The following is a 25,981-nucleotide window of genomic DNA, read 5'->3' on the forward strand; positions in this document are numbered from 1 at the left end:
GTACGGCCGTGACCAGGCAGCTGATGGTTTCTGACGGTTCATCAATTACTGACGCGTCAGTTATTGACGGTTCATCAGGTCGCACACAGAATCACCCTCACTCGACGGAGGGGGTCCACCGTGTCGCGACCGATCCGCGCCATCACCGCCACCGTGGCGGCACTCCTGCTCGCCACCGGATGCAACTCCGCCGCCACCGGCAACTCCCCCGACAGCAAGGGGAGTTCGGCACGCGGAGTGACCGACAAGAGCATCAAGGTCGGCGGCATCGTCTCCATGACGACCGCCAGCGGCTACAGCAAGAAGGACACCGACCTCGGCGCGAAGGCGAGATTCGACCGCGCCAACGCCGAGGGCGGGATCAACGGCAGAAAGATCGACTACCTGGGCGCCGAGGACGACGGACAGGATCCGGCCAAGAACCTCGCCGCGGCCCGCAAACTCGTCCAGCAGGACAAGGTGTTCGCCATCGCGCCGATGAGCTCGACCACCTTCTCGGGCTCCGACTTCCTGCAGAAGCAGAAGGTCCCGACCTTCGGCTGGGGCACGATCCCGTCCTTCTGCGGACCCAGCTACATGTACGGCATGACCGGCTGCCTCGTCCCGATGCCCGGCGGCACCATCTCGCAGCAGTGGCCCGAGGGACTCAAGGAAGTCACCCACGGCTCCAAGGGCAAGACCGTCGCCATCCTCGCCAACGACAGCGACGCGGGCGTCTTCGCCATCCGCACCTACAAGCAGAGCTTCGCGTCCGCCGGCTACAAGGTCACCTACGCCAAGCCCTCCGTCCCCGCGACGTCGGTGCCGAGCGACTGGTCGGCGTACACCAAGGAGATCCTCCGCAGCAACGGCGGCAAGGCGCCCGACATGGTCGTCTCCGTGATGCAGACGCCGTACAACATCGGCCTGTTCACCGCCGTCAAGCGGACCGGGTACAAGGGCGTGCTCACCGACCCGACCGACTACGACCCCGGGCTGCTCGCCAAGAGCGCGACGCGGGAGGCGCTCGACGGGGTGCACATCCTGCTGACCTTCGAGCCGTTCGAGACGAAGAACGCGGCGATGGACCAGTTCAAGGCCGACATCAAGAAGGCCTCGGGCGGCAAGGACATCCCGCTCAACATGCACATGATGACCGGCTACATGTCCGCCGACCTCTTCATCGGCATCGCGAAGCAGGCCGGCCGGGATCTGACCGTCGACTCCTTCCAGAAGGCCGCGGACGGGTACTCCGACACCGGCACCATGGTCGGCGACCGGGCCGAGCCCACAGGGCAGAAGCAGGCGTTCGGCTGCGGCGCCCTCGTGCAGCTCAAGAACGGGGCGTACCACGTCTCGGCGCCCTTCAAGTGCTACGAGCCGATCCCGTTCAAGTAGGGGGCGCCCCGACATGTCTGACCTGCTTGCCTTCGTGCTGAGCGGGCTCGTGTCGGGCGCGCTCTACGCGCTCCTCGCCACCGGCCTGGTCCTCTCCTATTCGGCCTCCGGGCTCTTCAACTTCGCCCATGGCGCGACCGCTTATCTGTGCGCGCTCGCCTTCTACGAACTCCACTCGGGCCTCGGCTGGCCCGCCGTACCGACCGCGATCCTGCTCGTCGTCGTCGCAGCTCCCTTGCTGGGCTGGGGACTTGACCGGCTGATGTTCCGCAAACTGGCGCGCGTCGGCGAGACCGCCCAGATCGTGGCGACCATCGGCCTGCTCGTCGCGCTGCCCGCGCTCGGCCTGTGGATCGTCGAACTCCTCGACGACGCGGGGGTGTCGGTCAAGCCCGCCGAGAACCAGTTCGGGCTGCCGGGTGTCGGGCCGAGCCCGGCGAAGAACTGGCAGCTCATGGACGGGGTCGGCATCGACTCCGACCAGCTGATCACCTGGGTGGTGACCGCGGCCGTCGCGCTCGGCCTGTGGATCCTGATGCGCCACACCACCCTCGGCCTGCGCCTGCGGGCCTCCGTCGACAACCGTTCCCTCGTCGAGCTGCGCGGCATGAGCGCGGACCGGCTCTCGACCGTGGCGTGGATGCTGTCGTCCGGGCTCGCCGGGCTCGCGGGCGTCCTCGCCACCCCGCTGCTCGGCCTGTCCGCGCAGGACTTCACGCTGTTCCTGTTCGTGTCGGCGACCGCTGCGGTGCTCGGGCGGTTCGCCTCCGTGCCGATCGCGTTCGCGGGCGGGCTCGGGCTCGGCGTGCTGCAGAACCTCGTCGCGGGTTACGCGTCCTTCGCCGAGAGCGTCACCGGGTTCCGCACCGCGGTCCCCTTCCTGATCCTCTTCGCGGGACTGCTGCTGCTCACCCGGCGGCAGCGGACCGCGGGCACGGCCGCCGTCGACGCACCACCTGTCGACTATCTGGCCGGCCGCTCCTGGGGCCGGACCTGGGGACCATGGGCGGTGGCGGCCGTCCTGCTCGCGGTCTCCTTCTATACGGTGACCACCCCGTTCTGGAGCGGCATCCTCGCCCAGGGCCTCGCCCTGTCGCTCGTCTTCGTCTCGTTCACCGTCGTGACGGGCCTTGGCGCGATGGTGTCGCTCGCGCAGGCCACCTTCGTCACCGGGGCGGCGCTCGTGGCGGGGCTGCTGATGAGTCACGGCTGGCCGTTCGTCGCGGCGGCGATGGTCGGTACGTGTGTCGCTGCGCTCCTCGGCGCGCTCGTGGCGCTGCCGGCGCTGAAGCTCGGCGGGCGGACCCTCGCCCTGGCCACGCTCGCCCTCGCGTTCCTCGCCGACCAGGTGCTCTTCCAGATCGGCTGGCTGCGCAACGGCGACTCCGGCTGGGAGATCCCGCGCCCGGTCTTCGGGCCGATCGACCTGAACGACGACCGGGCGATGGGGGTCGCCATGGTCGTCCTGTGCGCGGCCGCCGTGGCCGCTCTCGCGGCGCTGCGCAACTCGCCGTCGGGGCGCGCCATGCTCGCCGTGCGTTCGGCGCCCGCCGCCGCGATGGCCTCCGGCGTCTCCGTCGTCCGTACGAAACTGCTCCTCTTCACCCTGTCGGCGGGCCTCGCGGGCTTCGGCGGCGTGATGTACGCGTCGTTCAACACCCGCATCACCGCGACCGACTTCACCGCGATGACGGGCCTGATCTGGCTCGCGGTGGTCGTCGCGGCGGGCGTGCGGCGCCCGCAGTTCGCGGTCGTCGCGGGCCTCGTGTACGCGATCATGCCGCACGTCATGGCGGACTTCATCACCAAGTCGGTCCACCTGCCGGTCGTCCTGTTCGGCCTCGCGGGGCTCGCGCTCGCGAACGACCCGGACGGTTACTGTGCGGCGTTCTCGGTACGGCGGCACCGGCGGCGGAGTGCGAAGCCGACGCCTGTGGCGGCGGGGCAGCAGGGTGCACCGGAGGCGACGGTTCCCGCAGCCAGGACTGCGCCCGACACCGAAAAGGCGCCCGCGTCCGCCAAGCCCCCCGTCCTCGAACTCCGCGCCCTGCACGCCGGTTACGACGGTGCTCCCGTCCTCCACGGCGTGGACCTCACCGTCCGCCCCGGCGAGATCGTCGCCCTGCTCGGCCCGAACGGCGCCGGCAAGTCCACGACCTGCCGCGCCGCCGCCGGACTCCTCACCCCGCTCCGGGGCCAGGTGTACGTCGCCGGGCGGGACGCCACCCGCGAGGGACCGGTCCGCCGTGCGCGGGCCGGGGTGCTGCTCGCCCCGGAAGGGCGTGGCATCTTCCCCTCCCTCACCATCGAGGAGAACCTCACCCTGCACCTGGCCGACAAGCAGGCGCGCGAGGCCGTGTACGAGCGCTTCGCCGGGCTCGCCGCCCGGCGCGGTGTCGTCGCGGGCGCGCTCTCGGGCGGCGAGCAGCAACTGCTCGCGCTCGCCCCGCTGTTGCAGGAGCCGCCGCGGGTCCTGATCGCCGACGAGCCGTCGCTCGGGCTCGCGCCCCGCGTCGTCGACGAGGTGTTCCGGCTACTCGTCGAACTCCGTGACGCGGGAACGGGGTTGCTCCTCGTGGAGGAGAAGGCCACGGAGATCCTGGGCGTCGCGGACACGGTCGCTTATCTCGACCGGGGCCGTGTCTCGTGGTGCGGCCCGCGCGCGGAGGTCCGCGCCGACCGGCTGACCGAGGCCTACCTCGGGCTCGCGGCGAACGACGGCACGACCGCTCGGGCGGATCGCGCGGAAGAAGAGGAGGGGGTGGTGCGGCCATGAGCGTGAAGACGGGAGCCCCGGTCCTCGAAGCGTCCGGGATCGGTGTCCGGTTCGGCGGGATCCACGCGCTGGACGGGGTCGGCCTGACGCTGCGCTCCGGGGAGGTGTGCGGACTCATCGGGCCGAACGGCGCGGGCAAGACCACGTTCTTCGACGTCCTGTCCGGGATCCGGCGCCCCGACGAGGGCCGCGTCCTGCTCGACGGCGAGGACGTCACGCGCCGCTCGCCCGTCTGGCGGGCCCGGCACGGGATGCGCCGCACGTTCCAGCGCCAGCAGCTCTTCGGCCAGCTCACGGTCGAGGACAACCTGCTGGTGGCGCAGGAGTGGCGGGGCGGCGGGGGCGGTCCGGCAGCCGACCTGGTGGCGGCGCCGACCAGACGGGCGTACGAGCGGCGGCGGCGTGCGCAGGCCGCGACGATGCTGCGGGCCTGCGGCCTGGAATCGCTGGCCGGGAGTTACGCGGGGACGCTCCCCGTGGGCCAGGCCCGCATGGTGGAACTGGCGAGGGCGGGCGTGGAAGGGGCCCGCGTGGTGCTCCTCGACGAGCCCGCGTCCGGGATGTCGGAGGAGGAGATGGGCCAGCTCAAGGCCGTGGTCCGCCATCTCACCGACGAACAGGGCTGCGCGGTGCTGCTCGTCGAGCACAACGTGGCGTTCGTGATGGACCTGTGCGCCCGCATCGTCGTACTCGATCTGGGAACCCGGCTGGCGGAGGGCTCCCCCGCCGACGTCCGTGCGGACCCCGCCGTGCGGGACGCGTATCTCGGTCCGGCCGGGTGAGGCGGGACCCGGGGCGCGCCTGTGAACACGCGGTGAACGGGAATGCGCCCCGGGCCCCCATCGTTGACGATGGAAGGCACCACCCGACGAACCGAAGGATCGAGAGCTCGTGAGCAGCAAGGTCCCCCCGATCATCCTGAACAACGGTGTCGAGATGCCGCAGCTCGGCTTCGGCGTGTGGCAGGTGCCGGACGACGAGGCCGAGAAGGCTGTGGCGACGGCCCTGGCCGCCGGGTACCGCAGCATCGACACCGCCGCGATCTACGGCAACGAGGAAGGTACCGGCCGGGCGGTCGCCGCCTCCGGCATCGACCGCGACAAGCTCTTCGTCACCACGAAGCTGTGGAACGGGGACCACGGGTACGACGCGGCGCTGCGCGCCTTCGACGCTTCCCTCGGCAAGCTCGGCCTCGACTACGTCGACCTGTACCTGATCCACTGGCCGCTGCCCGCGAAGGGCACCTTCGTCGACACGTACAAGGCCCTGGAGAAGATCTACGAGGAGGGCCGGGCCAAGGCCATCGGTGTCTCCAACTTCCTTCCGGAGCACCTGGAGCGTCTGCTCGGCGAGACGTCGGTGATCCCCGCGGTCAACCAGATCGAGTTGCACCCGCACCTCCAGCAGCGCGCCTCGCGCGAGTTCCACGGGGAGCAGGGCATCGCGACCGAGGCCTGGTCGCCGCTGGGATCGGGCAAGGGCCTCCTCGAAGTCCCGGCGATCGTCGCCATCGCCCAGAAGCACGGCCGTACGCCGGCCCAGATCGTGCTGCGCTGGCACGTCCAGCTGGGCAACGTCGTGATCCCGAAGTCCGTGACGCCGTCCCGGATCAAGGAGAACATCGACGTCTTCAACTTCGAGCTGGACCTGGAGGACATCGCGGCCATCAGCGCCCTGAACGAGGACCGCCGCCTGGGCCCGGACCCGGCGACGTTCGACATGGCCTGACCGGTACTCAGCTCGTGTGCCCCGCCTCCGTCCGGAGGCGGGGCACACGTGTATCCGGGGTCAGCTCGCGCCGTGCGTGGAGGCGATCTCCTGGACCCGCTGGGCGAGGCCGAAGTCGAGTTCGGTGACCTTGCCGCCCGCGCTGTGGGTGTTCACGGAGAGGGCGACCGTGTTGTAGCCGAGGGTCAGGTCCGAGTGGTGGTTCAGCTCTTCGTGGATCTGCGCGATGTGCACGACGAAGGCGGTGGCCGCGAAGTGGCTGCCGAGGCGGAAGGTCCGGCCGAGCCGGTCGTCGTCCACGCTCCAGCCCGGCAGCTCGGCGAGTCGGTCCTCGATCTCCTTCTGGGACAGCGGCTCCGTGGCCATGAGCAGGTCCTTTCCGTGACGCGCGTACGGGGTTCCCCAGCGTCCCACAAGGGCGGTGTCCGCGCGCCCCTCGGTCGCCGGCGCCGTGAGCCGGCGGCACCCGGACGGCCCCGGCAGGCGTGTGCCCGTCGGAACCCGCACCTAGCGTCGAGGGACGGGCTACCGAGGGAGCACGGTGACACAGACGACGGGCACGCCGGCCGAGCCGGGGGCCGCGCTGCTGCGTGCGGGGCGGTACTTCCGGCGCGGCACGCCCTCGCCCGACCTGCACAGTGTGCGCCTGACGGGCGGCCGGGACGGCGACGCCTTCTACCGCGACCGGTGGAGCCACGACAAGGTCGTGAACTCGACACACGGGGTGAACTGCACCGGTTCCTGCCGCTGGAAGGTGTATGTCAAGGACGGCATCATCACGTGGGAGACGCAGCAGACGGACTACCCGAGCGTGGGCCCCGACCGCCCCGAGTACGAGCCCCGCGGCTGCCCGCGCGGCGCCGCGTTCTCCTGGTACACGTACTCGCCGACGCGCGTGCGCTACCCGTACGTCCGGGGCGTGCTCCTGGAGATGTACCGGGAGGCGAAGGCGCGGCTGACGGACCCGGTGCGGGCCTGGGCCGACATCCAGGGCGATCCGGAGCGCCGCCGCCGCTACCAGCGGGCGCGCGGCAAGGGCGGCCTGGTCCGGGCGACCTGGGACGAGGCCCTGGAGATCGTGGCGGCGGCGCACGTCCACACCATCAGGACGTACGGGCCCGACCGGGTCGCCGGTTTCTCCCCCATTCCGGCGATGTCGATGGTGTCGCACGCGGCGGGCGCCCGCTTCATGAGCCTGATCGGCGCGCCCATGCTGTCGTTCTACGACTGGTACGCGGATCTGCCCGTGGCGTCGCCGCAGGTCTTCGGGGACCAGACGGACGTGCCCGAGTCGGGTGACTGGTGGGACGCCGCGTATCTGATGATGTGGGGCTCGAACGTCCCGGTGACGCGTACGCCGGACGCGCACTGGATGGCGGAGGCGCGCTATCGCGGCCAGAAGGTCGTCGTGGTGGCTCCCGACTACGCGGACAACGCCAAGTTCGCCGACGAGTGGCTGCACCCGCATCCCGGCACGGACGGCGCGCTCGCCCTCGCGATGGGGCACGTGATCCTCAAAGAGTTCTTCGTCGACCGGCGGACGGAGTTCTTCTCGGACTACGTCGGGAAGTTCACGGATCTGCCCTTCCTCGTCACGCTGACCGAGCGGGACGGCGCGTTCGTCCCCGGCAAGTTCCTGCGCGCCTCCGACCTCGGGCGGAGCGGTGAGGGGAGCGACTGGAAGACGGTGGTGCTGGACTCGGCGACGGGGCTGCCTGCCGTGCCTAACGGATCTCTGGGCTTCCGCTGGACAGAGTCGGGCAAGGGCAGATGGAATCTCGAACTGGGTTCCATCGCGCCTCAGTTGAGCCTGCACGGACTGGAGGTCTCGGCGGGCGTCGAGGTACTGCTTCCGCGCTTCGACACGGACGGCGGCCCGCACGGGCAAGGTCGCGGGGACATCGTCCGCAGGGGCGTGCCCGCGACCCGGCTCGGGGGTCAGGACGGCCCGCTGGTGACGACGGTCTTCGATCTGCTCCTTGCCCAGTACGGCGTCGGCCGCGAGGGGATGCCGGGTACCTGGCCCACGTCGTACGAGGACGCGGACGAGCCCGGCACCCCCGCCTGGCAGGAGGCGCACACCTCCGTCCCGGCCGCCGCGTGCACGCGGATCGCCCGGGAGTTCGCGGCGACGGCGGAGAAGTCGCGCGGGCGCTGCATGATCCTCATGGGCGCGGGGACCAACCACTGGTTCCACTCGGAGACGATCTACCGCGCGTTCCTCGCGCTGCTCCAGCTCACCGGCTGCCAGGGCCGGAACGGCGGCGGCTGGGCGCACTACGTCGGGCAGGAGAAATGCCGCCCCCTCGACCGGCTGGGCCACCCTCGCCTCCGCGAACGACTGGAGCAGGCCGCCGCGCCAGATGATCGGCACCGCGTACTGGTTCCTCAACACCGACCAGTGGCGTTACGACACGTTCCCGGCGGACGTGCTCGCCTCACCGCTCGGCACCGGGCGGTTCGCGGGGATGACGGGGGCGGACTGTCTGGCCCAGTCGGCGCGCGCCGGATGGATGCCGTCGTATCCGACGTTCGACCGCAACCCGCTGGACCTGGGAGCCGCATCCGGGGACCCGGTGGCAAAGGCAGTGGATGAACTCCGCGCGGGCACGCTGAAGTTCGCGTGCGAGGACCCCGACGCACCCGAGAACTGGCCGCGCGTCCTGACGCTCTGGCGGGCCAATCTGCTCGGCTCGTCCGCGAAGGGCGCCGAGTACTTCACCAAGCACCTCCTCGGCACGCATTCCTCCCTGCGGGCCGAGGAGGCGGGGCCCGAGGTGCGGCCGCGTGACGTGGTGTGGCACGACGAGGCGCCGGAGGGGAAGCTCGACCTGCTGCTCTCCCTGGACTTCCGGCAGACGTCGTCGACGCTCCTGTCGGACGTCGTGCTCCCGGCGGCGACCTGGTACGAGAAGCACGACCTGTCGTCCACGGACATGCACCCTTACGTGCACTCGTTCACGCCTGCCGTCGATCCGCCGTGGCAGGCCCGTACCGACTTCGACACCTTCAAGGCGCTGGCCGAGCGGTTCAGCGAGCTGGCCGTGGACCATCTCGGCGTCCGCAAGGACCTGGTGGCCACGGCGCTCCAGCACGACACTCCCAGTGAGACCGCGCAGCCGGGCGGGGTGGCTCTCGACTGGCGTGCGGGCGAGTGCGAGCCGGTGCCCGGGGTGACGATGCCGGGGCTCGCCGTGGTGGAGCGGGACTACACGGCGGTCGGCGCGAAGTTCGCGGCGCTCGGCCCGCTGGTGGAGAAGCTGGGCCTGCCCGCGAAGGGCATCGCGCTGCGGCCGGACGAAGAGGTCCGCGAACTGCGCGAGAGCAACGGCACGGTGCAGGGCGGGCCCGCCGACGGACGCCCCGCGCTCGACACCGCCGTAAAAGCCGCCAACACGATCCTCGCCCTGTCCGGCACGACGAACGGGCGCCTCGCCACCCAGGGTTTCCGCACCCTCGAAGCCCGTACGGGCCAGGAGATGGCGCACCTCGCCGCCGAGCACGAGGGCAAGCGCGTCACGTACGCCGACACGCAGGCCGCGCCCGTGCCGGTGATCACCTCGCCGGAGTGGTCGGGCAGCGAGTCCGGCGGGCGCCGCTACACGGCGTTCACGCTCAACACCGAGCAGCTGAAGCCCTGGCACACCCTCACGGGACGCCAGCACTTCTTCCTCGACCACGACTGGATCCACGAACTCGGCGAGGCCCTGCCGGTGTACCGGCCGCCCCTCGACATGAACCGCCTCTTCGGCGAGCCACGCCTGGGCCCGGACGGCGAACGGGAAGTGACGGTCCGTTACCTCACCCCGCACAACAAGTGGTCGATCCACTCCGAGTACCAGGACAACCTGTTCATGCTGTCCCTGTCGCGCGGCGGTCAGGTGATCTGGATGGCGCCGCAGGACGCGGAGGCCGTCGGGGTCAAGGACAACGACTGGATCGAGGCGGTGAACAGGAACGGTGTCGTGGTGGCCCGCGCGATCGTCTCGCACCGGATGCCGGCCGGCACCGTCTACATGCACCACGCCCAGGAGCGCACGGTGGCCGTCCCGAAGGCGGAGGCGACGGGCCGGCGCGGCGGCGTCCACAACTCGCTGACCCGCCTGCTCCTCAAGCCGTCCCATCTCGTGGGCGGTTACGCCCAGTTGTCGTGGGCGTTCAACTACCTGGGCCCGACGGGCAATCAGCGCGACGAGGTGACGGTGATCCGCCGCCGTAGCCAGGAGGTCGAGTTCTGATGCGCCCGATGGCCCAGATCGCGATGGTGATGAACCTCGACAAGTGCATCGGCTGCCACACCTGCTCGGTCACCTGCAAGCAGGCGTGGACCAACCGGGACGGCATGGAGTACGTCTGGTTCAACAACGTCGAGACCCGTCCAGGGCAGGGCTACCCGCGCCGCTACGAGGACCAGGAAAGGTGGCGCGGCGGCTGGGAGCTCAACCGGCGCGGCGCCCTCCGGCTGAAGGCGGGCGGCCGCTTCAAGAAGCTCGCCGGCATCTTCTCCAACCCCAAGCTGCCCGAGATCAAGGACTACTACGAGCCCTGGACGTACGACTACAAGAACCTCACGGACGCGCCGCTCGGCGACGACTATCCGGTGGCCCGGCCGCTGTCGCAGATCACCGGCAAGCCCATGAAGATCGAGTGGTCGTCGAACTGGGACGACGACCTGGGCGGCGCCACCGAGTACGGCGAACTCGACCCGATGGTCGAGAAGACCCGTCAACAGGCCTCCGAGAAGGTGAAGTTCGCGTTCGAGCAGACCTTCATGTTCTATCTGCCGCGCATCTGCGAGCACTGCCTCAATCCGTCGTGCGTCGCGTCCTGCCCGTCCGGGGCGATGTACAAGCGCGCGGAGGACGGCATCGTCCTCGTCGACCAGGACCACTGCCGCGGCTGGCGCCAGTGCGTGACCGGGTGCCCGTACAAGAAGGTGTACTTCAACCACCGCACCGGCAAGGCCGAGAAGTGCACGCTGTGCTATCCGCGCGTCGAGGTCGGGCTGCCGACGGTGTGCTCGGAGACGTGCGTGGGACGGCTGCGCTATCTCGGCGTGATCCTTTACGACGCCGACAAGGTGACGGAGGCGGCAAAGACCAAGGATGAACAGGCGCTCTACGAAGCCCAGTTGGGCGTTTTTCTCGACCCCGAGGACCCTGATGTGCGGCGGGCCGCCGAGGAGGCGGGGATCCCGTACGACTGGGTGGAGGCCGCGCGGCGTTCGCCCGTACACGCGCTCATCAGCAGGTACCGGGTGGCGCTTCCGCTGCATCCGGAGTACCGCACGATGCCGATGGTCTGGTATGTCCCGCCGCTCTCCCCCGTCGTGGAAGCCCTCACCGCGACCGGCCACGACGGGGAGGATCTCGGGAACCTCTTCGGGGCGATCGACACGCTGCGTATCCCTGTCGAGTACCTGGCGGAGATGTTCACCGCGGGCGATCCCGGGCCGGTGCGTGCCTCTCTGGAGAAGCTTGCCGCGATGCGGTCGCACATGCGGGCCCTGAACCTCGGTGACGTGCCGGACGCCTCGATCGCCGGGTCCGTCGGCATGGAGGCCGAGGAGATCGAGGCGATGTACCGGCTGCTCGCGATCGCCAAGTACGAGGACCGGTACGTCATCCCGACCGCGGCCGTCGCCGACGCGCGGCGCCTGGAGGAGACGGCGGTACCGGACACGTGCTCGCTCGACCACGCGGGCGGTCCTGGGATGGGCGGTGACGGTCCGCTCGGCCAGGACTCGGGGCGCCGCAAGCTGCTGCCGCTGGTGTCCGTCGAGAACTTCCACCTGCTCAAGAAGCGGCAGACCGCCGACCGGCCCGACGCGGACAAGGAGACGAACTGATGCGCCACGCGGTGCTCCATCAGGCGGCCGCCCACTGCCTCACGTACCCGGACGAGCGGTTCTACGAGAGCCTGCCGCTGGTGCGGGCCGCCGCTCCCGCGCTGCGTCCGTTCGCCGATCACGCGGCGGCCACGGATCCCGGCGTGCTGGCCGCGCACTACGTCGAGGTCTTCGACTTCAAGAACCGGCACAGCCTGTATCTGACGTGGTGGCGGGACGGCGACACCCGGCGGCGCGGCATGTCCCTGGTCCGCTTCAAGGAGGCGTACCGGGCGCACGGCCTGGAGTTCAGCGGCGAGGAGCTGCCCGATTTCCTGCCGGCGGTCCTGGAATTCAGCGCGCAGGCCGGGCCCGCGCTCCTCCTGGAGCACCGCGCCGGGCTCGAGCTGCTGCGTCTCGCGCTGGCCGACCACGGCACGCCGTACGCGCAGGTCGTCGAGGCGGTGTGCGCGACGCTGCCCGGCCCGTCGCCGAGGGACCGCGCCGAGGCGCTGGCGCTGGCCCGCTCAGGTCCGCCGCGCGAGGACGTCGGACTCGAACCGTTCGGGGCCGCTCTGTTCGGGGAGCGCGCGTGAACACGCTGCTGTGGGGCGCGCTGCCCTATGTCGCCTTCGTGCTGCTGGTCGCGGGCACGGTGTGGCGCTACCGCTACGACAAGTTCGGCTGGACGACCCGCTCGTCCCAGATCTACGAGTCCCGGCTCCTGAACATCGCCTCGCCCGCCTTCCACTACGGCGTCCTCTTCGTGCTCGCGGGCCATCTCGTGGGCCTCTTCGTACCCGCGTCGTGGACGAGCGGACTCGGCGTCAGCGAGCACACGTACCACCTGTTCTCGCTGTACGGGGGCACGGCGGCGGGCGTCCTGCTGGTGTTCGGGCTCGGGCTGCTGCTCTACCGGCGCCGGACCAACGCCCCGGTCTTCCGGGCGACCACGCGCAACGACAAGCTGATGTACCTCGTGCTGCTCGCGGCGATCGTGCTCGGCATGGTCGCCAAGCTGACGCACACGTCGGGCGACGGCTACGACTACCGCGCCACGATCGCCCCGTGGGCCAGAAGTCTGTTCACATTGAGTCCGAAAACCGCCTTGATGTCCGGCGTCCCGGCGCTGTACCGGATTCACGCGGTAGTGGGCATGTTACTAATCGCACTGGTACCGTTCACGCGGCTCGTGCACATGTTCAGTGCGCCGGTGCAGTATCTGTTCCGTCCGTACGTCGTCTACCGCAGCCGCGACCCGCGGCGCGTCGGCGCTCGTCCGGAGCGCCGCGGCTGGGAGCGCACAGGCTCCTGAGTCCGCTCGCCGCCGGCACGTGGGGAGACGTGACGTGAGTGAACGGCGGCCTGCGCCAACCGTGGGCCAAGTGGTCCTCGGCAGACGCCTGCGCGAACTGCGGGAGTCGGCCGGGCTGCACCGCGACGAGGCGGCGAGCGCCCTGCGTGTCACCGGCGCGACGATCCGCCGGATGGAGACCGCCGAGGTCGCCCTCAAGATCCCGTACGTCCAGATGCTCCTGGAGCTGTACGGGGTGCCCGAGCAGGAGGCGGAGGCGTTCGTCGCGCTCGCCGAGGAGGCCAACCTGCCCGGCTGGTGGCAGCGCTTCCACGACATCCTGCCCGACTGGTTCAGCATGTACGTGAGCCTGGAGAGCGCGGCCAACCTCATCAGGTCGTACGAGCCGCACTTCGTGCCGGGGCTGCTGCAGACGGAGGAGTACGCGCGGGCCGTCCTGGACGCGGGGACCATCGGCCGCGCCCATCCGGACGACCTCGAACGGCATGTGACGCTGCGGATGGCGCGGCAGGCGCTGCTGACCCGCGAGGACCCGCCGCACCTGTGGGCGATCATGGATGAAACGGTCCTGCGCCGGCTGCCGGGCGGCCCGCAGGTGATGCGCGGCCAGCTCGACCGGCTCATCGAGGCGACGGAACTGCCCCATGTGACGCTCCAGGTCGCGGAGTTCTCGTCGGGACCGCACCCGGGGACGTACGGGCCGTTCACGCTGTTCCGGTTCCCGGTGCGCGAGCTGCCGGACATGGTCTTCAGCGAGTACGTCACCGGCGCGCTCTATCTGGACGACCGGATCGAGGTCGGCGCCCATCTGGAGGTGCTCGACCACATCGCGGCGCTCGCGGCGTCCGCCGAGCGCACGGTGGAGCTGCTGCGGAAGCTGCGCGCCACGCTGTGAGCGCCGGCCTTAAAACCGCCAGCCTTTAAAACGCGGGGCGCATACGACGGTGCCGCGGGCCCGTCATTGCGGGACCGCGGCACCGGGAGGCGTGAGCCGTCAGGCGAGCTTCGCCGTGAGCGTGATCGTCGTGCCGGTGAGCGCCTGGCTCACCGGGCAGTTCTTCTTGGCGTCCTCGGCCGCCGCGACGAACTGCGCCTCGTCGATCCCGGGCACCGTGCCCTCCACCGTGAGGTGGATGCCGGTGATGCCCTCACCCGGCTGGAACGTGACGTCCGCGGACGTGACCAGCTTGGTGGGCGGGGTGCCCGCGCCGGCCAGACCGTGCGACAGGGCCATGGAGAAGCAGCTGGAGTGGGCGCCGGCGATCAGCTCCTCCGGGCTGGTCTTGCCGTTCGCCGCCTCGGCGCGGGACGGCCAGGAAACGGGCTGCTGGGGGATGCCGGAGGAGTCGAAGGTGACGACGCCCTTCCCCTTGAGCAGGTCGCCTTCCCACTCGGTGTGCGCGGTGCGCGTGGTAGCCACGGTGGTTCCTTTCGGTCAGTCCCGGTCGGGGCTCTGCGTGGGACACCATCCGACCACATCCCCGCTGCTTTTGGCCGGAATACGGACCGGTGCGGACCGGGTCAGGCGGTGGCGGCGCGCTTCTTGCGGGCCGCGATGAACGCGTAGACGAGGACGCCGACGAACAGGAAGAGGACGCCCTGGTAGACGGCCGCGTATCCGGCGCCGCCGACCAGCCACAGGGAGAACCCGAAGGCGGCGAGGGCGAGCACCATGTCGCGGGCCAGCCGCGCGCCGTTGACCTTGTGGCCCTGGCCGGACAGCAGGAAGTAGATCTGCGCGGCGGTGGCGAGGAGGTACGGGACGGTCGCGGTGAACGTGGTGACGAGGACGAGCGTCTCGAAGACGCCGGCCGAGCCCGCCGTGTAGTTGTAGACCGTCAGCAGCGAGGCGAGGACGACGGTGACGAGGACGCCCACCGTCGGGGTGCCGCGCTTCTTCTTCGTGAAGACGGCGGGGAACAGGCCGTCCTTGGCGGCGGCGTACGGGGTCTGCGCGGCCAGGAGCGTCCAGCCGTTGAGCGCGCCGAGGATGGAGACGAGCGCGGACAGCGCGACCGCGGTGCCGCCCCACGTGCCGCCGAACATCGCGTTGACGGCCTCGGACATCGGGGCGTGCGAGCCGACGAGCTTGTCGTGCGGGACGGTGCCGAAGACGGCGAGCGTGCACAGCATGTAGACGAGGGCGGCCAGGCAGGTGCCGAGGACGGTGGCGCGGCCGACGTTGCGCTCGGGGTTGCGGACCTCGCCGGCGCTGACCGACGCGGACTCGACGCCGAGGTAGCTGAACAGCAGGATCGCGGCGGACGCGGAGACGGCGCCGAGCGGCGAGTCGCCGCTCGCCCGGAACGGTCCGAGGTTGTCGGCGTGGAAGGAGAACAGGCCGCCGACGGCCACGATGAACAGCGGCGCGAACTTCAAGACCGTCGACACGAGCTGCACGGCGCCGACGTAGCGGGTGCCGGCGAGATTCGCGAGGGCGGGCAGCCACTGGACGGTCAGCGCGGCGACGATGCTCCAGAGCACCGAGCCGTGCAGGGGCAGCAGCACGTCGAGGTAGCCGACGGCGGCCACGGCGAGCGCCGCGTTCGACACCCAGGCGGTGATCCAGTACGACCAGGAGGCCAGGAATCCGGCGAAGTCGCCGAAGGCCTCGCGGGCGTAGACGTAGGGGCCGCCGGTCTTCGGGGTCTGGCGGGCCAGGCGGCCGAAGACCAGGGCCAGCGCGATGGCGCCGAGGGTGAGGATGCCGAAGGCGACGAGGCTGATGGTGCCGAACGGGGCTACCGAGGCCGGGAGCAGGAAGATGCCGCCGCCGATGATGTTGCCCATGACGAGGGCGGTGGCGATCGGGAGCCCGAAACGGCGGGCGTGCTTGTCGGAGCTGTCTTCGTGCTGTGGGGCCGGAGCCGGCTTCGTCACGGTTCCGGTGTCGTGCATGGGGGGAGTGCCTCTCGTGTGCTGGGCGCCTACCGGGATCGCCGGGCGGCGGCCCCATGGTCGGCGACCGGTGCACACTGATCCAAATCAGGCGGATTTCTCCTGCGGGGCGACCGTCGTGGCCGTAAATGATGCGCCTGTGGCCGGTTCGTGCCGGGATTCGTCCAGGGGGACCTGAGGGCCGCATTCCTGGCGCAGCCAGCGGCGGAGCACCTGGTGGACCTGCTCGGCGCCCACCAGTTCGGCGCCCTCGGCGACCGGCGGCGAGAAGGCGTCCGGGGCGAGCAGGAAGGGGTGGCCCTGGGCGCCGCCGAGGCCGCCGTGGGAGCCGATCTGCTCCTCGAAGGCGAGGACGTCGCCCTCGTCCGGGTCGTACCAGGAGTTGACCATGATGTCGGCGGTGTGCGGGAAGGAGTCGGTGCGGCGGACGGCGTCGGCGGCGTGCGGGCCGAAGTCGGCGAGGGGCCCCGGCTCGTCGTCGAGGCGGTCCAGGGGGATCTCGGCGCCGCGTGCGCCCAGGACGACGGCGCCGTGCTCCTCGCTGCGCACCAGCAGGAAGCCGACGCCGGGGTGGTTGGCGAGGGTGGTGAGGAGCGCCGGGTGGCGGGCGTCGATCTCCTCCTTGCTCATGCGGTGCGGCACGTCGGGGAACGAGACGAGGCCGAGGTTGCCGGAGGCGAGCACGATCGGTTCGGAGCGGCGTGAGGACGGGCGGTGCTTGTCCTTGCCCTCCTCGACGGGCCGGTGCAGTGCGGCCCGGACGGCGGCGCGGGCCTCGGCGCCGCTGCGCGTGCGGCCCGCCTTGCGCGGCACGGGCAGCCCGCAGCCCGCTCGCACGAGGTCCTGGAGGCCGAGCCCGTAGCGGGCGCGGAACGTCTCGCCGGGGCTCTGCCCGTGGTCGGACAGGACGACGATCCGGTACGGGCGCGGGGCGTGGTCCGCGACCTTGGCGATGAGGGCGAGCGCCCGGTCGAGACGTATGAGGACCTGCTCGGCGTCGCGGCTGCGGGGCCCGGAGTGGTGGGCGACCTCGTCGTACGCGACCAGGTCGGCGTAGACGGCGCTGCGCCCGGCGAGCATGTCGCCGATGACCGCGGCGACGACGACGTCCCGCTCGACGACCGTCGCGAAGGCGCGGATGAACGGGTAGAGCCCGCCGCGGCCGATGCGCGGGCGCTGCTTCGTCAGGCGGGCCCGGGTGGACTGGCCGATCTCGCGGACGACCTCGGCGACGAAGGACAGGGCGGTGCGCACGGCGTTCGCCGGGTCGCTGAAGTACGTGAAGTAGCCGGCCCGCGAGCGGTTCTCCTTGCCCCGGCGGGCGGCGACGGACAGGACGAGGGCGACCTGGTCGGCGCCGCCGCTGAAGAGGTTGCCGCGGCTGGCGCCGTCGAGGGTGAGGAGGCCGCCGTCGCCGGTGTGCGCGATGGCGCGGCGCTGGAGTTCGGCGGCGCTGCTGGGCCGGTTGGAGACCTGGATCTCGCGGGTGTCCTTCTCGTACCAGCGGAACGCGGGGATGTCGTGGTTGCTGCCGTGCAGGATGCCGAGCTGGCTGGCGCCGGTCTGGCTGGACCAGTCGGTGCGCCACGGGGTGAGGTGGTGCGTGCCGGCACCGATCCAGGCGCCGACGGTGGGCATCAGGTCCTGGTTCACGGCGTCGCGCAGGACGTCGTGGCCGACGCCGTCGAGCTGGATGAAGACGGTGCCGGGGGTGGACGGTGTGTCGTGGCCGTGTCGTCGGCGGCGCCGGGCGGCGAGGCGGTACAGGCGGCGGCGGTAGGCGTCGTCGTCGCGTACGGCGAGGGCTCCGCCGGTGGCCGAGGCCACAGCCGACATGACCGCGGCGACGACGACGGCCGTCTCGGGGTTGGCCTCGCCGTGGCCGTCGGGGATGAGGTCGAGGGCGAGGAGCAGCAGGCCGCCGTTGAGGGCGAACACGGCGAGGCCGAGGACGAGGGCGGGGACCAGGAGCAGGGTGCGGACGAGGAGCGGCCACACGAGTGCGGACAGGATGCCGAAGGCTCCGGCGCCGAGCGCGGCCGTGATGGCGACGCGCGTGACGCTGTCGTCGCCCGCCGACTCGAGCCGGAAGTCCGGCAGGATCCCGGCGAGCACGAGCATGGTGACGGTGCTGACCGCCCATACGGCGACCGGCCGCCAGCACTTGCTCACGATCCCCCGCCAACGCCCCTGGCTCACGCCTCGCACACCTTTCGTCGTCCCACGCGGTGACGGTCGCATGGGGTGACCGTCCCCCGGAGTGGCCGGGGTCAGCAGCCGTCGTAACCCGCCGTCGGCATCGACATGCGGCGGTGGACGCGCTTCTTCATCTCCGCGTCGTACGACGGTTCGTCGAGCCCGGCGGTCTCCAGGCGGATGCCGCGGCGGGCGCACTCGGCGGTGAACTCGTCGACGGAGCGCAGCGCGGCGCGCAGGACGCGGTGGCTCGGGGCGACGAACAGGTCGATCTGACCGGCGTCGACGTCGGCCCACAGCACGTCGTGGTCGGAGCGCAGGGAGTGGACGAGGAGCTGTCTGGTCACGACATAGCCCCGGTCGGCGGCCCAGCGGGCGCACATCGCGTGCTGGCTGCGCGAGTCCACGAGGAAGGGGTCGTCGTCCAGTTCCTCCAGCGGCGTCAGACTGGCGATCGCCATGACGCGGACCGCGCCGGCCGTCGTCTCTCGTGCCGGTTCGCCCATCGCGTCCCCTCTCACCTGGTCTCATCCCCGGTTTTCGTCGACGACCCTACTCCTGCCCGTACGCTCGGGGGAGTCGCTCGAAGGAGGTCCTGGAGGTGCCGGTGGAGATCACCTGGTGGGGACACGCCACCTGCACGGTCGAGGACTCGGGGGTCCGGGTGCTGACGGACCCGCTGTTCACGCGCCGGCTCGCGCATCTGCGGCGGCGCCGCGGGGCCACCCCGCCGCCCGAGGCCGCAGTCGCCGACGTGGTCCTCGTGTCGCATCTGCACGCCGACCATCTGCACCTCCCGTCCCTTGCCCGGCTCGCCGCCGGCACCCGGGTCCTGCTCCCGCGCGGCGCCCGCCGCTCGGTGCCGGGCCTGCGCCGCCTCGCCCATCTGCGGCTCACCGAGGTCGAACCGGGCAGCCGCGTCGAGGTGGGCGGCCTGGACGTACGGGCGGTGCCCGCGTCGCACGACGGCCGGCGTGTCCCGGTCGGCCCGCACCGCTCCCCCGCGCTCGGTTACGTGGTGAGCGGCGAAGCCCGCACGTACTTCGCGGGTGACACGGGCCTGTTCGACTCGATGGCGGAGGACGTGGGCGAGGTCGACGTGGCGCTGCTGCCGGTGGGCGGCTGGGGGCCGTATCTGGGGCCGCATCATCTGGACGCGGGGCGGGCGGCCGTGGCGCTCGCCCGGCTGGCGCCGCGCTGCGCGGTGCCGGTGCACTTCGGGACGTACTGGCCGATCGGCATGGACGCGGTGCGGCCGCACGAGTTCCACGCGCCGGGTGACGAGTTCGTGCGGCGGGCCGCCGAGCTGGCGCCCGAGGTGACGGTGCATCTGCTCGGGCACGGCGAGAGTGTGCGGCCGGAGGTCGCCCGGTGAATCCGCTGCTTCGGGCGGGCCACGAGCTGCTCGCCGCGGCGGCGACTCAGCCGCCGCCGGAGTCGACGCAGCAGGCCGTCGGCTATCCGTCCCTGTTCCTGCTCGTCATGATCGGCGCGCTCGTGCCGGTCGTGCCCACGGGGGCGCTGGTCAGCTCGGCGGCCGTGGTCGCCCTCCATCACACGGCGCCGTTCTCGCTGCTGCTGGTCTTCGCGGTGTCGTCGTGCGCGGCGTTCCTCGGTGACCTGGCGCTGTTCTGGCTGGGGCAGCGCGGGATGCGGTCGCGGAACGGGTCGAAGTGGCTCGCCGCGATCCGTGACCGGGCGCCCGAGGAACGTCTCGCGCAGGCGCAGCAGAAGCTGGCCGACCATGGGGTGACGGTGCTCGTCCTGTCCCGGCTCGTGCCGGCCGGGCGTATCCCCGTGATGCTGGCGTGCCTGATGGCGCGGATGCCGTTGCGTCAGTTCGCGCGCGGGGATCTGCCGGCGTGTCTGGCGTGGTCGGTGACGTACGCGCTGATCGGGATCCTCGGCGGTTCGCTGTTCCCGGAGCCGTGGCAGGGGGTCGTGGCGGCGGTCGGTCTGACGGTGCTGGTCAGTGCGGCGCCGGCCGTGTGGCGGCGGCTGCGCGGGGAGCGGGAGGACGGGTCAGACGGCCAGCACGCGTGACGCGCCGATCGCCAGGTCCCACAGGTCGGAGCGCTCCCGGCCCGCGCTCTGCCAGGCGGCCCGTACGCGCGTGAGGGGTTCGAGCACCGGCTCGGCCGACAGCAGGAACGTGGCCCAGTGCATGGGTGCCATCCGGCGCGCGCCCACGTCCTGGGCCGCCGCGACCGCCTCTTCCGGGTTGCAGTGGACGTCCCTCAGCCACCAGCGCGGCTCGTAGGCGCCGATCGGCAGGAGCGCCAGGTCGATGCCCGGGTAGCGGCGGCCGATCTCGCGGAACCAGTGGCCGTATCCGGTGTCCCCCGCGAAGTAGACCCGCTGTCCCTCCAGGTCGGTGAGGACCCAGCCGCCCCACAGGGTGCGGCAGGTGTCGGCGAGGCTGCGCTTGGACCAGTGGTGGGCCGGTACGAAGTCGAAGCGGACACCGCCGAGTTCGGCCGCCTCCCACCAGTCGAGCTCCGTGACGTGGGTGAAGCGGCGGCGGGTGAACCAGCGGCCGAGTCCGGCGGGGACGAACACGGGCGTGTCCCTGGGGAGCCTTTTGAGCGTCGGGGCGTCGAGGTGGTCGTAGTGGTTGTGGCTGATGACGACGGCGTCGACGCGGGGGATGCCGCTCCAGGCTATGCCGGGCGGGGTGACGCGGGCGGGGGTGCCGAGGATCTTGCGGGACCAGACGGGGTCCGTGAGGACGGTGAGGCCGCCGATGCGCAGCACCCAGCTCGCGTGCCCGGCCCAGCTGACGGCGACGGTCCGGGTGTCGACGGACGGCACGGGGCCCGGCTCGAACGGCAGCTCGGCTATCGCGGTCAGGGCGTCGGTCGGCGGGCGCAGCGCGCCCTCGCGGGCGAACCTGGCGAACGCGCGCAGTCCGGGGAGCGGTGCCGTGAGGCGGTCCGCGAACGACTTGGGCCAGATGCGCCCCTCGCCGACCGGCCGGGGTTCGGTGAGGGGCACGAAGGACGCGGGGGCATCAGCTCGCTGTGCCGTCGACTCGGACTGCTGCGTCATCGAGGACTCTCCCATCCCTTGACGTCGGACCCGAGATCGTCGAGGGCCGACTCCAACATGCTCAAGGCGCGCTGCACATGGGGCAATTCCGCCGGTTCCGGCGCAATGAGAGACGACATGCGCTCGCCCGGGGTTGCTCCGAGGAAGGGGCTCGTCGACAGGCGTACGCGCAGCGCGGCGAGGTCGTCGCCGAAGCGGTGGCCGCCGGGGGCGGGCATTCCGAGCCGTTGTGCCAGGTGGTCCTCCAGGTCCTGGGCGTCACCGACCCCGCGCGCGGCGAGCGCGGGGCGCAGTCGTTCCAGGTCCGCGTACAGATGACGGCCGGCCTCGGGCGGGCGGGCGAGTCCGCCCCGGTCGAGGACCACGCGGTGCACGGCGTCGGCCACGCGCGCGTGGAGGGCGGTCGCGGCGCGCAGCCGTTCGGTGATCTCGGGCGGTTCGCCGAGCGCGTACGTGGCGGCTGCCGCCGCCGGGGCGGAGGGGACCGAGCCGAGCGCGGTGAGGAAGTCGAGGACGCGGGCGCGCAGGGCGGCACCGCGCTCGGTGCCGGGGAACCGGGCGACGGCGGCGGGGAGTCCGGGCGGGAGGTAGGCGCCGACGAGGTCGGTCACGACGCTGACGTGGTCGGGAAGCATCTCGGCGGGGCCGATGAGGACGGTGGCGCGGGCCGGGTCGTGGTGCACGGTGTCGCGCCAGGTCTCGTCGCTGACGATGTGCAGGCCCTCGGCCGCGGCGGCCTCCACGGCCTCGTGCAGGATCTCGGGCGGCGCGGCGGTGGCGGTCGGGTCGTCGGCGACGGAGAGGACGAGGAGCCGGGGGTCGCCGCCTTCGGCCCGGACCCGGCGCACGGTTTCGAGGAGGGCGAACGGGTCCGGGACGCCGCCGCATTCGGCGGGCGTCGCGACGCGGAACACGGACCGGCCGAGGAGCCGCGCCTGGGGCGCCCACCAGGCGGGGCTGGGGCGGGGCAGGAGTACGTCGCCGCCGATCGCGGCGGTCAACGCGAGCAGCAGGGGGGCGGCGCCGGGTGCGGCTGCTGTCTGGTCCGGCGCGGTGGGCAGGCCCCGGCGCAGCCAGTAGCCGGACGCGGCGTCGAGGAGGGCGGGGGCGCCGCCGGGCGGTTCCGGGACCGCGGGGTCCGCCGCCGTGGCCGCGGCGGCCAGCTCGGGCAGGACGGGCAGACCTGCGTCAGGCAGCGGCGGACCGTAGCGGACGGTCCCGTGCCCCTCCAGGATCCCGGAGTCGTTCCCCCTCATGTGCCACCTCCTACCGCCCCCAGAATCCCCCGAGTCACGCTCGCCCGCACTGCCTGTGCGCCGGTGACGTCGCCCCAGGTCCGTGACCAGGGGCATGTGGGAGCGCGGGGAGAGGGGGACGGACGGGGGTAGGCCGAGCGGGTGACGGGGTGACGGCGGGACGGCTGCGGGGCTCGGGTACGCGGGGGTGGGGCTCGGGTACGCCAGGGCGGCGGCCCCAACCTGCCGGACCAGGCTCGGGTACGCAAGGGCGGCGGCCCCAACCGGCCGAACCAGGCTCGGGTACGCAAGGGCGGCGGCCCCAACCAGCCGAACCAGGCTCGGGTACGCCAGGGCAGCAGCCCCAACCAGCCGGGCCGCCGCGCCACTTACCCCGGCCGATCAACCCAGCTGCGCGCCCCGCACCGATCGACCCGGGCTGGCCAATTACCCCCGCACCAACCAGCCCCGGCCGCGATCGACCCCCGCCGCGCCTACCGCGCCCGCTCCACCCTGCGCTCGTCCCACACCGGTTCCGTCGACTCGCGCACATTGCCGTCGCTGCCGAAGACGAGGTACCGGTCGAAGGAGCGGGCGAACCAGCGGTCGTGCGTGACGGCCAGGACCGTTCCGTCGAACGCCTCCAGGCCTTCCTGAAGGGCCTCGGCGGATTCCAGGTCGAGGTTGTCCGTCGGCTCGTCGAGGAGGAGGGCCGTCACTCCGGCGAGTTCGAGCAGCAGGATCTGGAAGCGGGCCTGCTGCCCTCCCGAAAGCCGCTCGAACTTCTGCTCGGCCTGGGCGGTCAGCTCGTAGCGCCGGAGCCGTCCCATGGCCTGCCCACGGTCCTTGGCGTGGTCGGCCCAGAGGATGTCGAGCAGCGTGCGGCCCTGGAGTTCGGGGTGGGCGTGGGTCTGGGCGAAGTGGCCGGGCACGACGCGGGCGCCGAGCTTCCACTCCCCCGTGTGGGCGACCTTGTCGTCCGGGTTCCCGGCGAGCAGGCGCAGGAAGTGCGACTTGCCGGACCCGTTCGAACCGAGGACGGCGACCCGTTCGCCGTAGAAGACCTCCAGGTCGAAGGGCTTCATCAGGCCGGTCAGCTCCAGGCCCTTGCAGGTGATGGCCCTGATGCCGGTGCGGCCGCCGTGCAGGCGCATCGTGATGTCCTGCTCGCGCGGCGGCTCGGGCGGGGGCCCTGCCTCCTCGAACTTGCGCAGGCGGGTCTGCGCCGCCGCATAGCGAGACGCCATCTCATGGCTGACCGCGGCGGCCTGCCGCAGGTTGACGACGAGCTTCTTCAGCTGGGCGTGCTTCTCGTCCCAGCGCTTGCGCAGCTCCTCGAAGCGGGCGAACCGCTCGCGCCGTGCCTCGTGGTACGTGGCGAAGCCGCTGCCGTGCACCCAGGCGTCGGCGCCGGCGGGGCCGGGCTCGACGCTGACGATCTTCTCGGCGGAGCGGGCGAGTAGCTCGCGGTCGTGCGAGACGAACAGGACGGTCTTGCGGGTCTCGCGGAGCTTCTCCTCCAGCCAGCGCTTGCCGGGCACGTCGAGGTAGTTGTCCGGCTCGTCGAGCAGGAGCACCTCGTCGGTGCCGCGCAGCAGCGCTTCGAGGACGAGCCGCTTCTGCTCGCCGCCGGACAGCGTGCGGACCTCGCGGAACTGGGCCTTGTCGTACGAGACGCCGAGGGCGGCCGTGGTGCACATGTCCCAGACGGTCTCGGCCTCGTAGCCGTGTGCCTCGGCCCAGTCGGAGAGGGCCTGCGCGTACTGGAGCTGCGCGGCCTCGTCGTCGACGGTCATGATCAGGTGCTCGGCCTTGTCGACGGCCTTCGCCGCCTCCCTGATGCGCGGGGTCGCGACGGACACGAGGAGGTCGCGGACGGTCGTCTCGTCGCGGACCGAGCCGACGAACTGGGACATGACGCCGAGGCCGCCGCTGACGGTGACCGTGCCTCCGTGCGGCTTCAGCTCGCCGGAGATCAGCTTGAGGAGGGTCGTCTTTCCCGCGCCGTTCGGCCCGACGAGGGCGACGACGGAGCCCTCCCCGACCCGGAAGGAGACATCACCGAGCAGCGCCCGCCCGTCCGGCAAGTAGTACTCGAGGTGTGCGGCTTCCAGATGTCCCATGGTCGGCATTGTGGGCGCCGGGCCGGGCGAGGAGCAAAACGATTTCGCCGCGCCCCTCTTCCACGCCCCTTCCCGCCCCCACCAGTTGTCCGTATGCCGAGATTTGCGTCTCACAATGCGGCTGAACGGCGTACGGTGAAGCGCATGACGAAGGAGACCGCCGTATATACGCACGGCCACCACGAGTCCGTGCTGCGTTCCCACACCTGGCGCACCGCCGCCAACTCGGCCGCGTACCTGCTCGGTTCACTGAAGCCGCACATGAAGATCCTGGACATCGGGTGCGGTCCGGGCACCATCACCGCCGATCTGGCGGCGCTCGTCCCCGAGGGGCACGTCACCGGCGTGGACCAGGCCGCCGGTGTGCTCGACCAGGCGCGGGCCACCGCCACCGAACGCGGCCTGGCCAACGTCGACTTCACGACCGGCGACATCCACGCCCTGGACTTCCCCGACGACACGTTCTGCGTCGTGCACGCGCATCAGGTGCTCCAGCACGTGGGCGACCCGGTGGCGGCGCTGCGCGAGATGCGCCGGGTCACGAAGCCCGACGGGTTCATCGCCGTCCGCGATTCGGACTACGCATCCATGAGCTGGTACCCGCTGTCGCCTGGCATGGACGACTGGCTCGACCTGTACCGGCGGGTGGCCCGCGCGAACGGCGGCGAGCCGGACGCGGGCCGCCGCCTCAAGTCCTGGGCCCTGGAAGCGGGTTTCGACACGGCACACATCAACTCGTCCTCTTCCACGTGGTGTTACTCGACCCCGGAGGAGATCGAGTGGTGGAGCGACCTGTGGGCGGACCGCACCCTCGCCTCCGCCTACGCCGAGCGCGCGCAGGAGAGCGGCCAGGCGACGCCGGGCGAGCTGACCGCGGTCTCCGAGGCGTGGCGGGCGTGGGGGCAGCAGCCCGATGCCTGGTTCTCGGTCCTGCACGGTGAGATCCTGTGCCGCAAACGGGCTGACAAACAGGCTGACAACTGAGCTGACAAGTAGGGCGTCGCGGACACGCCGGACCCCCGGGTTTCGGCCGTTCACCGGAAACGATCACGTGTCCGGGCGGCGCCAACTACGCTCGCCGCCATGGAGATCCTGGGAACCACGCTGCGTATCTGCGTCGACGACCTGGAGTCCTCGGTCGCGTTCTACGAACGGCTCGCGGGAAGCCGCGCCATGCGGTTCGAACGCGACGGGGTCTCCGTGGCCGCGGTCGGCTGCTTTCTCCTGATGAGCGGGCCCGAGGCGGAGATCGAGGTCCTGCGCAACGTCAGGGCCACGCTCGCCGTCAAGGACGTCGACGAGGCGCACGCCGCCCTGAGCGCGTCCGGCGCGCGCGTCCTCGCCGGGCCGATCAAGACCCCGGCCGGCCGCATATTGATCGCGCTGCACCCCGACGGCTCGGTCTTCGAGTACGCCGACCGGCAGAACCAGGAGTAACCACTACCAGCCACAACGGGC

General features: G+C 71.5%; 20 protein-coding genes and 1 pseudogene. 13 read left to right on the plus strand and 8 right to left on the minus strand.

All coding sequences use genetic code 11. The features are described 5' to 3' along the window. Positions 1-120: 120 nt before the first annotated feature. The 4 genes from ABZ893_RS03810 (at position 121) to ABZ893_RS03825 (ending at position 5,881) form a co-directional block, all read left to right on the plus strand. Complete coding sequence (locus ABZ893_RS03810; protein WP_361396259.1) at positions 121-1,377, plus strand: ABC transporter substrate-binding protein; 1,257 nt, start codon at positions 121-123, stop codon at positions 1,375-1,377. A 13-nt stretch (positions 1,378-1,390) separates the two neighbouring features. Continuing rightward, complete coding sequence (locus tag ABZ893_RS03815; RefSeq protein WP_361396262.1) at positions 1,391-4,153, plus strand: ATP-binding cassette domain-containing protein; 2,763 nt, start codon at positions 1,391-1,393, stop codon at positions 4,151-4,153. Continuing rightward, positions 4,150-4,935 carry an ABC transporter ATP-binding protein gene (locus ABZ893_RS03820; protein WP_361396264.1) on the plus strand — a complete coding sequence of 262 codons (786 nt, stop codon included), beginning with the start codon at positions 4,150-4,152 and terminating at the stop codon, positions 4,933-4,935. The genes ABZ893_RS03815 and ABZ893_RS03820 overlap by 4 nt, the downstream gene beginning before the upstream one ends. A 109-nt stretch (positions 4,936-5,044) precedes the next feature. Beyond that, complete coding sequence (locus ABZ893_RS03825) at positions 5,045-5,881, plus strand: aldo/keto reductase (RefSeq protein WP_361396267.1); 837 nt, start codon at positions 5,045-5,047, stop codon at positions 5,879-5,881. A gap of 60 nt (positions 5,882-5,941) precedes the next feature. On the opposite strand, the gene ABZ893_RS03830 is transcribed toward ABZ893_RS03825, so the two are convergent. Further along, on the minus strand, positions 5,942-6,247 hold the full coding sequence (locus tag ABZ893_RS03830; RefSeq protein WP_361396270.1) for a 4a-hydroxytetrahydrobiopterin dehydratase: 306 nt from the start codon (positions 6,245-6,247) through the stop codon (positions 5,942-5,944). 175 nt (positions 6,248-6,422) lie between these two features. Here ABZ893_RS03830 and ABZ893_RS03835 point away from each other — a divergent pair. The 5 genes and pseudogenes from ABZ893_RS03835 to ABZ893_RS03855 all read left to right on the plus strand — a co-directional run bounded on the left by ABZ893_RS03835 (position 6,423) and on the right by ABZ893_RS03855 (position 13,918). Next, a pseudogene (locus tag ABZ893_RS03835) lies at positions 6,423-10,119 on the plus strand (nitrate reductase subunit alpha). Further along, positions 10,119-11,729: a nitrate reductase subunit beta gene (gene narH / locus ABZ893_RS03840; protein ID WP_361396273.1), complete on the plus strand. Its 1,611-nt coding sequence runs from the start codon at positions 10,119-10,121 to the stop codon at positions 11,727-11,729. Before ABZ893_RS03835 ends, narH begins: the two are co-directional and overlap by 1 nt. Further along, positions 11,729-12,304: a nitrate reductase molybdenum cofactor assembly chaperone gene (gene narJ, locus ABZ893_RS03845; RefSeq protein WP_361396276.1), complete on the plus strand. Its 576-nt coding sequence runs from the start codon at positions 11,729-11,731 to the stop codon at positions 12,302-12,304. Before narH ends, narJ begins: the two co-directional genes overlap by 1 nt. Further along, on the plus strand, positions 12,301-13,023 hold the full coding sequence (gene narI, locus ABZ893_RS03850) for a respiratory nitrate reductase subunit gamma (protein WP_361396279.1): 723 nt from the start codon (positions 12,301-12,303) through the stop codon (positions 13,021-13,023). The genes narJ and narI overlap by 4 nt, the downstream gene beginning before the upstream one ends. Positions 13,024-13,057: 34 nt before the next feature. After that, positions 13,058-13,918 carry a helix-turn-helix transcriptional regulator gene (locus ABZ893_RS03855; RefSeq protein WP_361396283.1) on the plus strand — a complete coding sequence of 287 codons (861 nt, stop codon included), beginning with the start codon at positions 13,058-13,060 and terminating at the stop codon, positions 13,916-13,918. A 99-nt stretch (positions 13,919-14,017) separates the two neighbouring features. Here the strand turns inward: ABZ893_RS03855 and ABZ893_RS03860 are convergent, their stop codons facing one another. The 4 genes from ABZ893_RS03860 to ABZ893_RS03875 form a co-directional block, all read right to left on the minus strand. Beyond that, a complete protein-coding gene (locus tag ABZ893_RS03860; RefSeq protein ID WP_361396285.1) occupies positions 14,018-14,443 on the minus strand; it encodes an OsmC family protein in 426 nt (141 codons plus the stop codon). Between the two features lie 101 nt (positions 14,444-14,544). Further along, entirely contained in the window at positions 14,545-15,921 is a 1,377-nt protein-coding gene (locus ABZ893_RS03865; protein ID WP_361396289.1) for an amino acid permease, read from the minus strand. A gap of 87 nt (positions 15,922-16,008) precedes the next feature. Continuing rightward, positions 16,009-18,129 carry a phage holin family protein gene (locus ABZ893_RS03870; protein ID WP_361397666.1) on the minus strand — a complete coding sequence of 707 codons (2,121 nt, stop codon included), beginning with the start codon at positions 18,127-18,129 and terminating at the stop codon, positions 16,009-16,011. 62 nt (positions 18,130-18,191) lie between these two features. Continuing rightward, a complete protein-coding gene (locus ABZ893_RS03875; RefSeq protein WP_361396293.1) occupies positions 18,192-18,623 on the minus strand; it encodes a hypothetical protein in 432 nt (143 codons plus the stop codon). Between the two features lie 95 nt (positions 18,624-18,718). Here ABZ893_RS03875 and ABZ893_RS03880 point away from each other — a divergent pair, with 95 nt between their 5' ends. Then, positions 18,719-19,492 carry an MBL fold metallo-hydrolase gene (locus ABZ893_RS03880; protein WP_361396295.1) on the plus strand — a complete coding sequence of 258 codons (774 nt, stop codon included), beginning with the start codon at positions 18,719-18,721 and terminating at the stop codon, positions 19,490-19,492. Positions 19,493-19,497: 5 nt separating this feature from the next. After that, positions 19,498-20,160 carry a DedA family protein gene (locus ABZ893_RS03885; protein WP_361397669.1) on the plus strand — a complete coding sequence of 221 codons (663 nt, stop codon included), beginning with the start codon at positions 19,498-19,500 and terminating at the stop codon, positions 20,158-20,160. On the opposite strand, the gene ABZ893_RS03890 is transcribed toward ABZ893_RS03885, so the two are convergent. The 3 genes from ABZ893_RS03890 to ABZ893_RS03900 all read right to left on the minus strand — a co-directional run bounded on the left by ABZ893_RS03890 (position 20,140) and on the right by ABZ893_RS03900 (position 24,523). Then, on the minus strand, positions 20,140-21,165 hold the full coding sequence (locus ABZ893_RS03890; RefSeq protein ID WP_361396298.1) for an MBL fold metallo-hydrolase: 1,026 nt from the start codon (positions 21,163-21,165) through the stop codon (positions 20,140-20,142). The two genes, ABZ893_RS03885 and ABZ893_RS03890, sit on opposite strands and share 21 nt — an antisense overlap. Continuing rightward, positions 21,162-22,421, minus strand: coding sequence for an aminotransferase class I/II-fold pyridoxal phosphate-dependent enzyme (locus ABZ893_RS03895; RefSeq protein ID WP_361396301.1), 1,260 nt, complete (start codon positions 22,419-22,421; stop codon positions 21,162-21,164). The genes ABZ893_RS03890 and ABZ893_RS03895 overlap by 4 nt, the downstream gene beginning before the upstream one ends. 473 nt (positions 22,422-22,894) lie before the next feature. Continuing rightward, on the minus strand, positions 22,895-24,523 hold the full coding sequence (locus ABZ893_RS03900) for an ATP-binding cassette domain-containing protein (protein ID WP_361396304.1): 1,629 nt from the start codon (positions 24,521-24,523) through the stop codon (positions 22,895-22,897). A gap of 144 nt (positions 24,524-24,667) precedes the next feature. On the opposite strand from ABZ893_RS03900, the gene ABZ893_RS03905 reads away from it, so the two are divergent. After that, a complete protein-coding gene (locus ABZ893_RS03905; protein WP_361396307.1) occupies positions 24,668-25,507 on the plus strand; it encodes a methyltransferase domain-containing protein in 840 nt (279 codons plus the stop codon). Between the two features lie 99 nt (positions 25,508-25,606). Further along, positions 25,607-25,960, plus strand: a complete 354-nt coding sequence (locus ABZ893_RS03910; RefSeq protein ID WP_361396310.1) for a VOC family protein — start codon at positions 25,607-25,609, stop codon at positions 25,958-25,960. The last annotated feature ends 21 nt before the right edge of the window (positions 25,961-25,981 follow it).

Origin of the sequence: Streptomyces sp. NPDC046821, from assembly GCF_040645335.1 — a bacterium.
In the GTDB taxonomy this organism is placed as follows: domain Bacteria; phylum Actinomycetota; class Actinomycetes; order Streptomycetales; family Streptomycetaceae; genus Streptomyces.